Origin of the sequence: Candidatus Poriferisodalis sp., assembly GCF_965237655.1 — a bacterium.
Classification (GTDB): domain Bacteria; phylum Actinomycetota; class Acidimicrobiia; order Acidimicrobiales; family Poriferisodalaceae; genus Poriferisodalis.
This window is the reverse complement of sequence record NZ_CBDEGB010000002.1, coordinates 429,386-443,515: the sequence shown is the minus strand read 5'-3', so window position 1 is coordinate 443,515 and position 14,130 is coordinate 429,386. Positions and strand designations below refer to the sequence as shown.

Here is a 14,130-nt window from a genome sequence, read left to right as displayed (position 1 = left end):
CTAGCGCTGTGGACTGGCGCTGTTGCCCGAAGCGCTACCCAGCGCGCTTGACGACGAACAGCGTTTGTTCGGGCTTGCCGACCACGACCGCGAGATGCTCGCCAGCCCAGCCGATCTCCCCGTGCGCCTCGTCGGGGTCCGGGATCGGGCAGACATCCCAGGTCTGGTCGCCGTGACGCAGCACCGCCATACCGTCAGACACCTCGACGCTCGTCGCGACCTCCAGCATCGTGGTCTCGTGCAGTGCAACTGCGATCACATCGTCCGTAGTGGAGCGCGCAGCAGTGAGTTCTCGCGCCTTGACGGTGTACAGGGGTGCTTCCGCCGCCGTCCACCGCAACTCAGAACGCTGCAGCGCCGCCGCCGGCGCGTCATCGCTTGCCACCCGCGGCCAGTGCTGAGCCAAGTCCGGTTCGAGCTCCGCGACCAGCCAACTTTGCCGCTGGATCTCGCCGAGCTGCTCCAAGTCGGCCACCAGCTTCGCAGCGTCGCCGAACGGGTCGGCGTACTCCTCGGGATCGGCACACTCATCGAACAGCGTCAGCAGCTCGGTCCGCTCCACTTCGACGGCAGAGTCGGTAACACGTATGCGCGCCCCGAGCAGCTCGGAGTTCACCATCGGGGGGGTGTCGTCATCAATGCGTGCGAAGCTCCAGCCATCTGCAGTATTCACGCCGACGACGTGCTCGATAGCGCATTCGAGAGGGCGCACAACACCCAAGATCGCGATCCGCTCGGACCCCGACAGGTCGACCGCCACTACCTCGATGTTCTCGGGCAAGCCCACTGACTGCCACTGCGAGCCGTCGTAGGCGTACCAGTCGTCGGCAGCTTGAGCGACCGCGTGCGCGCCGCTGAACGAATAGCGCATCGCGACGCCTTCGGCTTGGGCCGGAGGCGACACCGCCGACACCGCTGTGGCGAACACGGCGCCTTCGGAAGCACTGCTGGACACGCCCTCGGACGTCTCGGCGCCGTCGGACACTGCTGGGGGATCCGCGACGCTGTCTTCCGAGGCTGCCGCGACCTCAATCTGTTCCTCGAAAGACTCCTCGGCGCTCATCGATTCCGAAGGGGCAGTTTCGAAGACTTCGTCTTCCGCCATCTCGTCGAGGTCCACGCTGTCGGCGCTGCTCGCTTGTGTAGCTGCGGGCATGCCTTCGAGTTCGCTCAGCGACTCTGCTTCGACGGAATCTGCAAAATCCTCGATGCCGCCGTCTCGCAGCGACACGAGACCGACGGCCGCCACGGCTACGAGCGCGAACGCACCCACCCCACCACGCACCGCGTTGCGCCGGCGCTGCAACTGAGCCGCTCGTGCTTGGACGCCCGCGAGCGAGCCCGAGCCGACCGGCATTGACGCCCCAGCGTCACGCAGCTGGCTGCGGAGGCGATCCTCAGCCGTCATGACGCCTCTTCTTCGTCGGAACCCGACTCCAGCACTTCCCGCAGCTGTTCGAGACCCCGGCTGAGCCGGCTCTTCACCGTGCCGGTCGCGATGCCCAAGGCCTCCGCGGTCTCGGCGACCGACCAGTCCAGGTAGAAGCGCGCCACGATCACGGCGCGGTGTGCCTCGTTGAGCGACGCGAGCGCACGTTCAAGGTCCAGATCGCGCGCCCTGTCCTCGGTGGAGTGCGGTTGTGCGAGCAAGGGCTGGCGTTCACGCTCTCGCCGGGCCCGTCGCAGCCACGATCGAGCCCAATTCAGCCCGACCCGGTACACCCAGCCCTGCGGATTCGCATAGGCGCCGACCTGTCCCCAGCGCTGGCAGGCGCGGGCGAATGCCTCGTCGGCAGCCTCGGCGCCCAGCGCGGCATCGCGCATCGCCAACCCGAGCGCTCGCGCCATCTCGTCGCGGTGGGCCGCATAGAAGTCCTCGAACCGGAGCGCCACGGCATCCGCCCGGGCGGATCCGGTTGAGGCCGCACCCTCAGCAGCGCTCACTGTCAATCCAGTACGGATCGTGCCTGCGCCCACCAGACCGTGACCGATCGGCGAATGCAGATCTACGAATGCAACGAGCGCGCCAGTCATTCCACGTCCCCACGAAGACTGCCTGCCCCTTCAGACTCCCGCCAGACCGTTTCGGTTCCGTGTCGTTCATGAATGCTCGTCGGAGCGCGCCTCCGCCGCGAACATGTCCTCGGTGAGCACACCCGATTGTCGCAGCGCCTCGATCTCTGCGCGACCGGAGCCAAGCCATTCGGCCAGCACTTCGTCGTTGTGCTCGCCCAAGTGAGACGCCAGCGCTCCCGATGTGATGCCGGAGGTCACCGAGGTTTCCGCGGAGGTGCCGGTGAATCGGTAGGGCGTCTGGGTCACCCGCCGGGTACCCCCGTCCCGAGCGTCGATCTCCACCGACGAGCCACGATGAATCGCCGTGGGCGACTCATGCGCCTCCGCGGTCGTGCGAATATCGCCCCACGCCAGGTTCGCCGCATCGAGGGCTGCCAGCATTTCCGCTCGAGTCTCGAACGAGCTCAGGAAAGCGTTGATGGCTTCGGAGCGGTACGACCGCTTGGTCCCGATGTCGGCATCAGCAGGCGAGGGATCGGCTATCTGATGGGTCTCGCTCAGCTGCTTCCAGATCCACCGGAAATCGCCTGCGGTCAGGATCGGTCCGTCGACGCCGTCCCACACCAACCCGCCTTGAGACTGGTAGGACACACCGTCGAGTCCTGCCTGGCTGCCCTCGTCGGTGGCCAGAAACGACTCGAGCATGGCGATGTCGATGTGCTGGCCGTGACCAGTCAGCTCCGCGATACGCAGCGCCGCCAGGACGCCGACCGACCCATGCAGCGATGCGTAGGTGTCAGCCACCGCCAGATACGGCTCCTGTACCGGCTGCTGGTGTATCTCGGCCGCCCGAGTCAACCAGCCCGATTCACCGTGCAGCACCGGCGCGTAAGCCGCCCGATGCGATTCGGGACCCTCCTGGCCGAAACCGCTGATCGAGAGCATCACCAGTGCCGGGTTCGCCTCGGACAACTCGGCGAACGACAGGCCATGACGCGCCATGACGCCGGGGCGGAAGTTCTCGATGAGCACATGCGCCTTCGAGGCAAGGCGCTTCACCATCTCGGACCCGCCCTCGGCGCGCAGGTCGATGCAGACGTTGCGCTTGCCCACGTTCTGCTGCGTGTAGAAGCCCGCGAGCCCAGCGCGGGTCACTCCCCACAGTCGGGAGATGTCGCCTTCGGGCGGCTCGACCTTGACGACGTCCGCGCCGAGGTCGCTGAGGATCCGCCCGGCGAACGGACCCGCCAGCACGCGGCTCATGTCGACCACTCGTACGCCAGCCAGCGGTTTCATCGGCGTTCTCTCCCGTCGCCTGCCTGTAGCGCCCGGTCGACCCTCAGCGGGGCCGATCGCCGGCGATCGTCACCCGGAGCATGTGCCGGCGCTGCCCGTGGTAGTCGTTCAGCGCATAGTGCTGGACGCTGCGGTTGTCCCACATGGTCAGCGTTCCCGGCTCCCAGCGGACCCGGCACGTGAACTGCTCGTCCACTGCATGGCTCCACAGCATCTCGAGCAGCGCTTTCGATTCGTGCCGGCGCATGCCCGAGATGGCCTCGGTGAACGCCCGATTCACGTACAGCGCCTTCGCACCGGTCTCGGGATGGGTCCGCACGACCGGATGGGTCAGCTGCTCATGGGCGTCGTCGGACACGTTGACCGTCATCGCACTGCGCCGCCCGGAGTACCGGTCCGAGTCGCCGCCCCGCCCGTACTGGCGGGCCGCTGAGTGCACCGCGCTGAGACTCTCGGCGAAGCCCTTCATCGTGTCGGACATGCCGATGTAGGCCGCCTGCTGATTGGCGAACAGCGTGTCCCCGCCGAAGCTCGGCACCTCGACCGCATACAAGGCTGTCGCCATCGGGGGGCACTCCAAGAACGACATCTCCGAATGCCAGCCACCGCCGAAGTTGACCGTCTCATGGGGCTCTTTGATGACGGGGACCACCTCGGGCTCGTCCGATGTGCCACCGAGGTATGGGTGACGCTCCAACTCGCCGAAGCGACGTCCGAAGCGGGCCACGTCACTGGCTTCCATGTGCTGGTCGCGGATGACCACCACGTGGCAGGCACACAGCGCTTCGCGGATCGATGCAATGTGTTCGTCATCGAGTGCGTTCACATTGAGTGCGCCGCCCCCAGCCGCCCACAGCTCGGCGCCGAGCGCGCCCGCGAGCGGCCGGACGTCGAGCAGTCCTGCGCCGGGCTGTTCTGGTTTGGGCTGTCTTGATATGGGCTGTTCTGAAACGGCCGTCGACCCCGGTGCCGCTGTCGTGCTCATCGGTCCTCGCTCCCGTGCTGCGCCCCGCGGGGCACGGTCTCCGCCGTGGCCTTCGCCAGCGGATCTGCCTCACGCAGGCGCCGTGCCACTTCCCCCGCCGCAAGTATCGCCTCATTGGGGTCGGGACCGCACGGGGTCATGTTCACGTGCCGGCAGCCTGCCTCGAGGTACGGCAAGAAGAAATCCACGATGTCATCGACGGTGCCATAGGGCGTGTACTTCTCGAAGGCCTTGAAGGGCACGCGGTAGAAGCGTTCGAGCTCGGGGCCGACACAGCCCGCCGCCTGTTCCCGGCTGTCGCCAATGCCGACCCACAATTGGATGCCATGGTCGGGAACGTCCGGGGCCGCACCCGGAACCGCCCGCTCGGTCTCAGCAGTCTCGGCGTAGAGGCGCAGCGCCGTCTCGTAATGCTCGATGGTGCACCAGATGCCCAGCCACCCATCGGCGAAGCGACCGGCGCGGCGGATCGCGGCGTCGGATCGCCCGCCGACGTAGGTCGGGATAGGCGGGTCGGGCACCGGGATGATGCGGGCTTGTGACAGCGAGAAGAACTCACCCTGGTGATTGACGGTCTCGCCGCCCAGCAGCCGCAACACGATGTCGAGCGACTCGTCGGACCGTCGCCCGCGCGTGCGGGGATCGACGCCGCACACTTCGACCTCGTGCCGGTCGTCGCCGCCAATGCCGACGCCGAAACTGATTCGCCCGGGGGCCATCTCGGCCAGGTTCGCCAGCTGACGGGCGACGGGAACCGGGTGACGCAGCGGCAGGACGTATACGCCCAGGTACACGCCGAGTTCGGGGTGGAGATTGGCCAGCGCTGCTGCGGTCACCATGCCGTCATTGCCGTGCCCGATCCGGAAGCTGACGTGGTCGGCGAAGAACATGCAGTCGATACCGGCATCGGCGACGAGCTCCACCATGCGGCGGCGCTCAGCCCACGGTCGCGACCAGAGCTTGACATCGGGCGTGACACCGACCCGGATAGGCGGCACAGCGGCGCGCTCAGCCGCTCTCATGCTGCGACCCGCTCGGCGCGCGTCATATCCCAGATCACCGGCAGATGCTTGAAGCCGTGCTGGAAGTTCGACAGCAGGCGCTCGGGCGGGCGGGCGGGATCGAGCCGCAGGTTCGGCAGCCGCGACAGCGCCTCGGAGAACATGGCGGTCATCTGGCGGCGCGCCAGGTGCGCACCCAGGCAGAAGTGCGGTCCAGCGCCGAAGGTCAGGTGGTCGTTCGGAGTGCGCTCGATGTCGAAACGGTCGGGCTCGGCGAACACGGCTGGATCCCGGTTCGCCGCCACGTGAAAGACCACCACCTTGTCGCCGGCCCCGACCCGGCAGCCGCCGAGTTCAACGTCGCGGGTAGCGGTGCGCCGGAAGTGCACAACCGGCGGAATGAAACGCAGCATCTCCTCGATGGCGCCCGACAGCAGAGCGGGATCCGCGAGCAGCTTTCCAAGTTGGTCGGGATGGCGCAGCAGCGCCCACATGCCGCCCGGCATGCCGTTGCGCAGCGTCTCGTTGCCCGCCACCGCGAACAGGAAGAACATGGTCTCGAACTCTTCGTTGGTGATGCCGCCCTCGTCGTCGGGTGCAGCCAGCAGGATCGACACCACGTCGGAGCCCGGGTTCGCTCGCTTGTAGGTGGCGAGGTCCTGCGCGTAGGCGTACATGTCTGCGAGGCCTTCGCGGGAGCGAGGGTCGGGCATGCGACCGTCGGGCCCCGGGCGGATCTCGGCGCGCACCTCCCGGGAACGCCGTGCCATCTCGGTGCCGGTCGCCGGGTCGAAAACGTCCGAGACCGCGTACTCTGCGTCCTGATAGCCGATGACCCGGTTCGACCAGTCGAACAGCAGCATCCGGTCCTCGGTCGGCACGCCCATGATGTCGGCGAGCGTCAGCAACGGCAGTTCGGCCGAGACGTCCTTGGCGAAGTCGGCACGTCCCCGGTCCTCCACGGCGCTGACGAGCCGTTCGGCACGAGCCGAGATGGTGGCCTCCAACTCCAACACTGCGCTCGGCGTGAATGAGCGCATCAGCAGGCGGCGCAGCCGTGTGTGCTGCGGCGGATCCTGGTTGAGCATCATCCGCTGGACGAACTCGAGCATTTCAGCGGTCTGCGGGTCGCGGATCTGCGTAGCGCCCAGGTGCGACGAGAATGTCCCCGGATCACGGAGCACCCGGTTCATCAGCTCGTGGGTGAGCACCGCCCAAAAGCCGGGTCCGGCCTCCCACCCCATGAGCTCGGGCTCGGGCACCCAATGGACCGGGGCGCGTGCCCGCAGTTCGGCAATCAGGTCGTGAGGCACACCGTCGAGGTAGGTGCGCGGATCGAACAGCGGCGTCGGGTCGAGATCGGATCGGAACTCAGTACCGGAGCCGGGCATAGCGCTCAGCGTGCCATCTTGGGCTGCATCTGCGGGGTGGTCGCGGCCGTGTTGTCGACAGTGCTTCGCAGCGGCGGTGCCGGTGGCTTGGTGATGACAAAGAAGAGCATTCCCAGAGCCGTCAGCACGGCGAGCGCAACGAAGCCAGTCGCGTAGCTGCCGGTTGTGTCAGCCAGCCAGCCCGCGGCAAGCGGACCCACGATCGGTCCGATCATCACGATGAGCGAGCTCACCCCCATGATCGCCGCGAAGGCCGATGACCCGAAATAGTCGGCACGCAGCGCCTGCATGAGCGGACCGCGCGCTCCCCACGCGAGGCCATGCAGGATCACAAACAACACCACGATGAACACATTGACGGCCCAGGCCAGCAGCAGCACGCCGCCGGCGTGGCCGAACATGGCGATCGATGCAATCAGCCGCTTGTTGACGCGATCTCCCAGCCAGCCGCCCACGGCCATGCCGCCGAGCTGCATCAGGGGCAGCGCGGCTGCCACGAAGCTGGCCTGCTGCAAGGTGTAGCCCCGCTCGGAAGTCAGGTAGAGCTGCAAGTGCGCCATCACTGCGCCGACTACGAACAGTGCGCTCAGGTGTCCGAACGAGATCGTCCAGAACGCCTTTGTGCGCATCGCCTCCTTGGCCGTGAAGTGGACGTCGCTTACGCCTTCCGCGCGGACTGTCCTGCCGTTCGCGACGACCTCTTTCCCGCCGTCGACCTCCTCGCCGAAGTCGCCGGGACGACCGTCGAGGTACTTGGCAAGCCACCAGGCAACGGCAGCCCCCGCGACGCCGGTCACGGCGGCGGTCGTGCGCCAGCCGAACCACGAGAACGACAGGACCACGAGGGGGACGCACATGCCGCCCGCCGCAAGGCCCATGCCCCCGAGCGCTAGCGCCCGGGCCCGCAGCCGCTCGAACCAGCGCACGATCGAGACGGTGACCGTTAGGAACCCGCAGAACGCGCTGCCGACCGCCATGACCAAGAACGCGCCGTAGAACTGCCACAGCGAGTGCAGCTGGCTGAACCACACGAAGCCGACCGCCATGCCCACCGCACCCGCCCGGGTGATGACACGGGGTCCGAAGCGGTCGATCAGCCAGCCCTGCGCTGGCCCGAGCAGTGCCGTCTCGGCTCGGTTCACGGCAAACGCGCCCGACAGGGCCGTCTTGCTCCAGCCGTACTCCCTCTCGATCTCCACCAAGTAGGCACCCAGCGAGTGCATGACGAACGCACTCTGCAGCCCTTGGATCACTGCCCCTGCACTCACCACCTTCCATCCGCGGAAGGTGGTGGTGCGTCCCGACATCGGTACATCCTGCCCGATCCGGTCCGGTGCGCGTCGGGGGCAAAAGCCCCTCTGCACCCTGACCTAGACTCCTTTCTTTCTATTCACCACGGAAACTCGTCCACCGATCGAGCGAGGGAGGCACCACATGGCCCGAAAGGTGACCGCCGCGATCGTCCAGGTGGCCTGGACCGGTGACAAGGACTCCATGATCGAGCTGCACGAGAAGAACGTCGCCGAGGCCGCCGCTGCCGGTGCCAGGGTGATGTGCTTCCAGGAGCTGTTCTACGGTCCCTACTTCTGCCAGGTGCAGGACGCCGAGTACTACTCCTACGCGGAAGCCATCCCCGATGGCCCGACCACCAAGCGCTTCTGTGAGCTCGCCGCGCAGCACGAGATGGTGCTGGTCGTGCCCATGTACGAGCGTGAGAAGGCCGGGTTCCTGTACAACACCGCAGCCGTGATCGACGCCGACGGGACCTATCTCGGCAAGTACCGCAAGAACCACATCCCGCAGGTCAAGGGGTTCTGGGAGAAGTTCTATTTCCGGCCTGGCAACCTCGGCTACCCGGTATTCGAGACAGCAGTCGGCAAGGTCGGCGTGTACATCTGCTACGACCGCCACTTCCCTGAAGGCTGGCGGGCACTCGGACTCGCCGGAGCGGAGATCGTCTTCAACCCCTCCGCCACCAGCCGGGGACTGTCCGCCTACCTGTGGCAGCTCGAACAGACCTCCGCTGCGGCGGCCAACATGTACTACGTCGGGGCCATCAACCGGGTCGGCGTCGAGCCGCTGGGCGACAACGATTTCTACGGGACGTCGTACTTCGCCAACCCGCGGGGCCAGCTCGTGGAGACGGCTGCATCGGACCGGGACGAAGAGCTCGTGGTGCGCGAGCTCGACCTCGAGATGATCGACGAGGTCCGCAACCAGTGGGCCTTCTACCGGGACCGCCGCCCCGACTCCTACGGGTCGCTGACGGCGCCCTGAACCGGGCGATCCTGACCCGGATCACCGACTATCCCGCCACAACCAAAAGGACACGACGATGGCGACGCTGATCAAGGGAGGCACCGTTGTCAGCTCGACCGGTGCGGATCCGGCCGAGGTGCTCATAGACGGTGAGAAGATCGTGGCCGTTCTGCAACCAGGCAGCGACATCGCGGTTGCGGCCGAGCACGGCGCCGAGGTGGTTGACGCCACCGGACGGCTGGTGGTGCCCGGCGGGGTGGACGTGCACACCCACATGGAGCTGCCGTTCGGCGGCACCTATGCGTCCGACACATTCGAGACCGGATCGCGGGCCGCGGCCTGGGGTGGCACCACCACCATCGTCGACTTCGCGGTGCAAAAGACCGGCGAGAACGTGCGTGAGTGCCTTGACGCCTGGATGGCCAAGGCCGAAGGCAACTGCGCTGTGGACTTCGGCTTCCACATGATCATCGGCGGCGTCGACAACGACTCGCTCAAAGAAATGGACCTGCTGGTCAACGAGGGCATCACCAGCTTCAAGCTGTTCATGGCCTACCCGGGAGTGTTCCTCGCTGACGACGGACAGATCCTGCGGGCCATGCAGCAGGCCGCCGGCAACGGCGGATTGATCATGATGCACGCCGAGAACGGCTTAGCCATCGACGTGCTGGCCGCGCAGGCCTTCGAGCGGGGCGAGACCGCACCGGTCAACCACGGCTACGTGCGGCGAAAAGAACTGGAGTCCGAGGCGACCCACCGGGCAATCCAGCTGGCCAAGGTGGGGGCATCGCCGCTGTACATCGTGCACCTGTCGGCAGCCGAGGCGTTGGAGCAGGTCGCGCTGGCGCGCGACGCCGGCATGAATGTCTTCGCCGAGACCTGCCCGCAGTACCTGCACTTCAGCCTGGAGGAACACCTCGACCGACCGGGCTTCGAGGGCGCGGCCTACGTGTGCTCGACACCCATTCGCTCACGGGCCGAAGGCCATCAGGACGCACTGTGGAAGGGCCTGCGAACCAACGACCTGGCCGTCGTGTCCACCGACCACTGCCCGTTCTGCATGAAGGAGCAGAAGGAGCTGGGGCTCGGCGACTTCCGGGCGATCCCCAACGGCATCGGCGGCGTCGAGCATCGCATGGACATGATCTACCAGGGCGTGGTCACCGGCGAGATCGGCCTGGCTCGCTGGGTCGAGCTGTGCGCCACCACTCCGGCCCGCATGATGGGCTTGTACCCCCGCAAGGGGATCATCGCGGCGGGTTCCGACGCCGACGTCGTGATCTACGACCCCGATAAGCGGTGGACCGTCAGCGTCGACAACCATCACATGAACATCGACCACTCGGCGTACGAGGGTGTCGAGGTGACCGGCCACGTCGACACCGTGTTCTCGCGGGGCCGCAGGATCATCGACGACGGTCAATACCTGGGCCGCGCCGGCGATGGGCACTACCTGCCCCGAGGCCTCTGCCAATACCTGCAATAGGAGGCGACGCCAGGACCTAGCTCGACCACACGCAATTCCCGCTGACCGGATCGGAGGACTGAGAACATGGATTTTGGCGTTGTTCTGCAAACGGATCCTCCCGCGTGGCGGGTGATCGATCTGACCCGGCGGGCTGAGACCCTGGGCTTTTCCTACGGGTGGACCTTTGACAGCCACGTGCTGTGGCAGGAGCCGTACGTGATCTACAGCCAGATGCTGTCGGCCACGAATCGCATGGTCGTCGGCCCGATGGTCACCAACCCGGGCACCCGGAACCCGACGGTGACCGCTTCGATGTTCGCCACGCTCAACGACATGTTCGGCAACCGCACGGTGTGCGGCATCGGCCGGGGCGACTCGGCCATGAGGGTGCTGGGGCACACCCCCACCAGCCTCGCCACGCTGGCCGAGTCGATGAAGGTCATCAAGGGCTTGGCCGAGGGCCGCGAGGTCGAATACAACGGCACCCAGCAGCAATTCGCGTGGTCGGCAGGCAGTCGGCTCGACATCTGGATGGCCGCCTACGGGCCGCGGGCGCTGCAGCTCTGCGGCGAGCAGGCCGATGGCTTCATCCTGCAGCTGGCTGACCCTCAGATCACCGAGTGGACCGTTGCCGCCGTCCGGCGGGCCGCGGCGCAGGCCGGTCGCAATCCCGACGACCTCTACATTTGCGTCGCCGCGCCTGCCTACGTCGGCGACGACCTCGCCCATCAGCGCGATCAGTGCCGGTGGTTCGGGGGCATGGTCGGCAATCATGTGGCCGACCTCGTGGAGCGTTACGGCGACACCGGCGGCGGGGTGCCTCAAGCACTCACCGACTACATCTCCGGGCGCGAGGGCTACGACTACGCCGAGCACGGCAAGGCCGGCAACGTCCACACTGACTTCGTCCCCGACGACGTGATCGACCGTTTCTGCATTCTCGGCGACGCCAGCAGCCACATCGCCCGGCTCGCCGAGCTGCGCGAACTGGGCGTGGACCAGTTCGCCATCTACCTGATGCACGACGCCAAAGACGAGACACTGAGCGCCTACGGCCAGCAGATCATTCCGGCGCTGGGAACCTGACCGGCGCGTCGTGCAAGCAGACACCACTGCCCCGGCGACGATCGACCCGATCGTCCGAGACCAGTTTCTTCGACAGCAGGCGGCCCGCGAGCGCCGCCGCGCCCGCGCCCGCCAAACCTTGCGGCAGGTGGTCGTGCTGGCCCTGTTCGTGTGCCTGCTGGGCCTTGCCTATACCGCCTACAAGAAGGTGGGAACAGCCATTGACGACGGTCAGTCCAGCTGGCCTGTGATCGGGTCGTTCCTGCCCGAGACCAACGACCTGAAGATGCCGCCGGTGACCGACATCGTCTCGGGGATCTTCGCTGAGCCCAGGGGCACGGGCCAGGCCTTCTGGACGATCATCGCCACCGAAGCCGCCTTTACTCTGCGAGAGGCAGCGGTGGGGTTCGCCATCGGGGTATTGGTCGGCTTGGGCATCGCCATCGTGCTCACCACGTCGGGGCGCTTGGAGCGCGCGCTGGTGCCCCACGTCATCGCCAGCCAGACCATTCCGCTGATCGCCATCGCGCCCATCATCGTGATCTGGGGCCGCAAGAGCTTGGACTTCCTGCCCTTCGAGTGGCAGGACTGGATGTCGGTTTCGGTCATCGCCACCTACCTGACCTTCTTCCCGGTGACGATCAACGGCCTGCGAGGCCTGCTGTCCCCCCGGCCCGAGAACCTCGAGCTGATGGACTCCTACGCGGCGCGATGGGGCCAGACGCTGTGGCGGCTGCGCTTGCCGGCATCGCTGCCCTACCTGTTCGCTGCGTTCAAGATTGCGGCCACAGCCAGCGTCGTAGGCGCCATCGTGGGCGAGATCTCTGCCGGGGTGAAAGGCGGGCTGGGCCGCCGGGTGCTGCTGGAGGCCCAGCGCTACACGACAGGGCCCGAACGCCTCTACGTGGCCGTGCTGGGTGCGGCGCTTCTCGGGATCTTCGTTTTCTCGGTGATCTCCTCCGTCGAGTACGCGCTCGTGGGACGCAAGGGCCGGGAGGCCGTCACATGAGCGGTGCTGTCACATGAGCGGTGCGGGCGACATGGACAACCTCGACGGCGCGGCCGCCGTCGAGGTGGAGGGCGTCTCCAAGGTGTTCAACCCGGGGCGCCCCAACGAGGTCTTCGCACTCACCGACATCGATCTCCGGATCGGCTCCGGCGAGTTCGTCACGCTGATCGGCCCGTCCGGCTGCGGCAAGAGCACCCTGCTGAGGCTGATCGCTGCGCTGATCGACGTGAGCGACGGGTCGGTGAAGGTCAACGGCAAGCCGGCCGACCGTGCCCGTCTCGACCGCGACTACTCGATGGTGTTCCAGAGGGCAGGTCTGTTCGACTGGCGCAACGTGTCGCGCAACATTGAGCTGCCGCTCGAGCTGATGGGCTGGAAGGCGGCCGACCGGCGGCAGCGCTCAGCCGAAATGCTCGAATTGGTGAAGTTGGACGAGTTCGCGAGGTACCACCCGGCGGAGCTGTCTGGCGGCATGCAGCAGCGCGTCGCCATCGCTCGGGCGATGTCGTTCGATCCGAAGCTGCTGTTGATGGACGAACCGTTCGGCGCCCTCGACGAGATGACCCGCGAGCACATGCAGAACGAGCTGCTGCGGATCTGGACCGAGACACAGACCACTGTGATCTTCGTGACCCACTCCATCAGCGAGGCGGTTTTCCTGTCCACGAGGGTGGTGGTCATGTCGCCCCGTCCGGGGAAGATCTCCGCTGTCATCGACACCGACCTTGGGGAGCGCAGCGAGGCAACCCGCGACAACCCAGCTTATTTCGCCAACGTGACGGCAGTGCGAAACGCACTGCGAGGAGGTCACACCTCGTGACTGCGGCCAAGGCGCTGCTTCGCTCGTGGCTGCCTCCGATGGTGGCCGCGCTGATCATGTTCGGCGGCTGGGAGGCACTCCTGGCAGTGATCAGCCCTGACGGCTTCGTGCTCCCGCCGCCCTCGCGCATCGGCAGTGCGGTGGCCGAGAACTTCGGCACGATTGCGACAGCGACCGGCATCACCGGTTTCATCATCGTCACCGGACTCCTCGCCGGGGTCGTGGCGGGAGCGGCGGCTGCCGTGCTCGTTACAGCCTTTCGCTCGGCTCACGAGACGATCACACCGCTGGCTGTTGCCGTCAACGCGGTGCCGATCATCGCGCTGGCACCCATCTTCAACGCCTGGTTCGGGATTCTGTCGCCCCGCTCCAACCAGGCCGTGGTGGTGGTGCTGGTCTTCTTCCCGGTGTTCATCAACACGACCCGGGGGCTCGGGCAGCCCGAGCCCAGCCAGGTCGAGCTCATGGAGTCCTACGGTGCCGGAAAGTGGAGGATCATGCGCGAAGTGCGCATCCCGAACGCGATGCCGTACTTCTTCACTGCGCTCAAGCTCGCCACGTCACTGGCGGTGATCGCCGCCATCGTGGCCGAGTACTTCGGCGGCCGCCAGGACGCGCTTGGCAACGTCATCACCAACTCAGCGGGGTTGACCCGCTACGACGACGCGTGGGCCGCGGTGCTGGCGGGCTCGCTGGTGGGCATCGGCCTGTACGCGATTGCTGCGGTGCTCGAACGGCTGATCATGCCGTGGTACTTCGCAGCGCGGAAGACGACATGAACCGATTGTTGTGCGTGAGATCCCATTGGGGAACCTAACAG

13 protein-coding genes are annotated in these 14,130 nt (G+C 66.6%); 6 read left to right on the top strand and 7 right to left on the bottom strand.

Annotation, left to right across the window (positions count from 1 at the left end):
* Nucleotides 1-34: 34 nt before the first annotated feature.
* The 7 genes from ACPXYO_RS10060 to ACPXYO_RS10030 all read right to left on the bottom strand — a co-directional run bounded on the left by ACPXYO_RS10060 (nucleotide 35) and on the right by ACPXYO_RS10030 (nucleotide 7,996).
* Entirely contained in the window at nucleotides 35-1,408 is a 1,374-nt protein-coding gene (locus tag ACPXYO_RS10060; RefSeq protein ID WP_423919754.1) for a hypothetical protein, read from the bottom strand.
* Nucleotides 1,405-2,034: an RNA polymerase sigma factor gene (locus ACPXYO_RS10055; RefSeq protein WP_423919752.1), complete on the bottom strand. Its 630-nt coding sequence runs from the start codon at nucleotides 2,032-2,034 to the stop codon at nucleotides 1,405-1,407. Before ACPXYO_RS10055 ends, ACPXYO_RS10060 begins: the two co-directional genes overlap by 4 nt.
* A gap of 66 nt (nucleotides 2,035-2,100) precedes the next feature.
* Nucleotides 2,101-3,312 (bottom strand): CaiB/BaiF CoA transferase family protein, encoded by a 1,212-nt coding sequence (locus ACPXYO_RS10050; RefSeq protein ID WP_423919749.1) that lies wholly within the window; start codon nucleotides 3,310-3,312, stop codon nucleotides 2,101-2,103.
* Nucleotides 3,313-3,355: 43 nt separating this feature from the next.
* Nucleotides 3,356-4,297 carry a TauD/TfdA dioxygenase family protein gene (locus tag ACPXYO_RS10045; protein ID WP_423919747.1) on the bottom strand — a complete coding sequence of 314 codons (942 nt, stop codon included), beginning with the start codon at nucleotides 4,295-4,297 and terminating at the stop codon, nucleotides 3,356-3,358.
* Entirely contained in the window at nucleotides 4,294-5,319 is a 1,026-nt protein-coding gene (locus ACPXYO_RS10040; RefSeq protein WP_423919744.1) for an LLM class flavin-dependent oxidoreductase, read from the bottom strand. The genes ACPXYO_RS10045 and ACPXYO_RS10040 overlap by 4 nt, the downstream gene beginning before the upstream one ends.
* The gene (locus ACPXYO_RS10035) at nucleotides 5,316-6,689 is read right to left on the bottom strand and encodes a cytochrome P450 (protein WP_423919742.1); all 1,374 of its coding nucleotides are present in this window, start codon (nucleotides 6,687-6,689) and stop codon (nucleotides 5,316-5,318) included. The genes ACPXYO_RS10040 and ACPXYO_RS10035 overlap by 4 nt, the downstream gene beginning before the upstream one ends.
* Nucleotides 6,690-6,694: 5 nt before the next feature.
* The gene (locus ACPXYO_RS10030; RefSeq protein ID WP_423919739.1) at nucleotides 6,695-7,996 is read right to left on the bottom strand and encodes an MFS transporter; all 1,302 of its coding nucleotides are present in this window, start codon (nucleotides 7,994-7,996) and stop codon (nucleotides 6,695-6,697) included.
* A 127-nt stretch (nucleotides 7,997-8,123) separates the two neighbouring features.
* On the opposite strand from ACPXYO_RS10030, the gene ACPXYO_RS10025 reads away from it, so the two are divergent.
* The 6 genes from ACPXYO_RS10025 (at nucleotide 8,124) to ACPXYO_RS10000 (ending at nucleotide 14,089) form a co-directional block, all read left to right on the top strand.
* Nucleotides 8,124-8,966 carry a nitrilase-related carbon-nitrogen hydrolase gene (locus tag ACPXYO_RS10025; RefSeq protein ID WP_423919736.1) on the top strand — a complete coding sequence of 281 codons (843 nt, stop codon included), beginning with the start codon at nucleotides 8,124-8,126 and terminating at the stop codon, nucleotides 8,964-8,966.
* Between the two features lie 58 nt (nucleotides 8,967-9,024).
* A complete protein-coding gene (hydA, locus tag ACPXYO_RS10020; RefSeq protein WP_423919733.1) occupies nucleotides 9,025-10,434 on the top strand; it encodes a dihydropyrimidinase in 1,410 nt (469 codons plus the stop codon).
* 66 nt (nucleotides 10,435-10,500) lie between these two features.
* The gene (locus ACPXYO_RS10015; RefSeq protein WP_423919730.1) at nucleotides 10,501-11,502 is read left to right on the top strand and encodes a TIGR03842 family LLM class F420-dependent oxidoreductase; all 1,002 of its coding nucleotides are present in this window, start codon (nucleotides 10,501-10,503) and stop codon (nucleotides 11,500-11,502) included.
* A 10-nt stretch (nucleotides 11,503-11,512) separates the two neighbouring features.
* A complete protein-coding gene (locus ACPXYO_RS10010; protein ID WP_423919728.1) occupies nucleotides 11,513-12,490 on the top strand; it encodes an ABC transporter permease in 978 nt (325 codons plus the stop codon).
* A 13-nt stretch (nucleotides 12,491-12,503) separates the two neighbouring features.
* On the top strand, nucleotides 12,504-13,310 hold the full coding sequence (locus ACPXYO_RS10005; RefSeq protein ID WP_423919726.1) for an ABC transporter ATP-binding protein: 807 nt from the start codon (nucleotides 12,504-12,506) through the stop codon (nucleotides 13,308-13,310).
* Nucleotides 13,307-14,089 (top strand): ABC transporter permease, encoded by a 783-nt coding sequence (locus ACPXYO_RS10000; protein WP_423919723.1) that lies wholly within the window; start codon nucleotides 13,307-13,309, stop codon nucleotides 14,087-14,089. Before ACPXYO_RS10005 ends, ACPXYO_RS10000 begins: the two co-directional genes overlap by 4 nt.
* The last annotated feature ends 41 nt before the right edge of the window (nucleotides 14,090-14,130 follow it).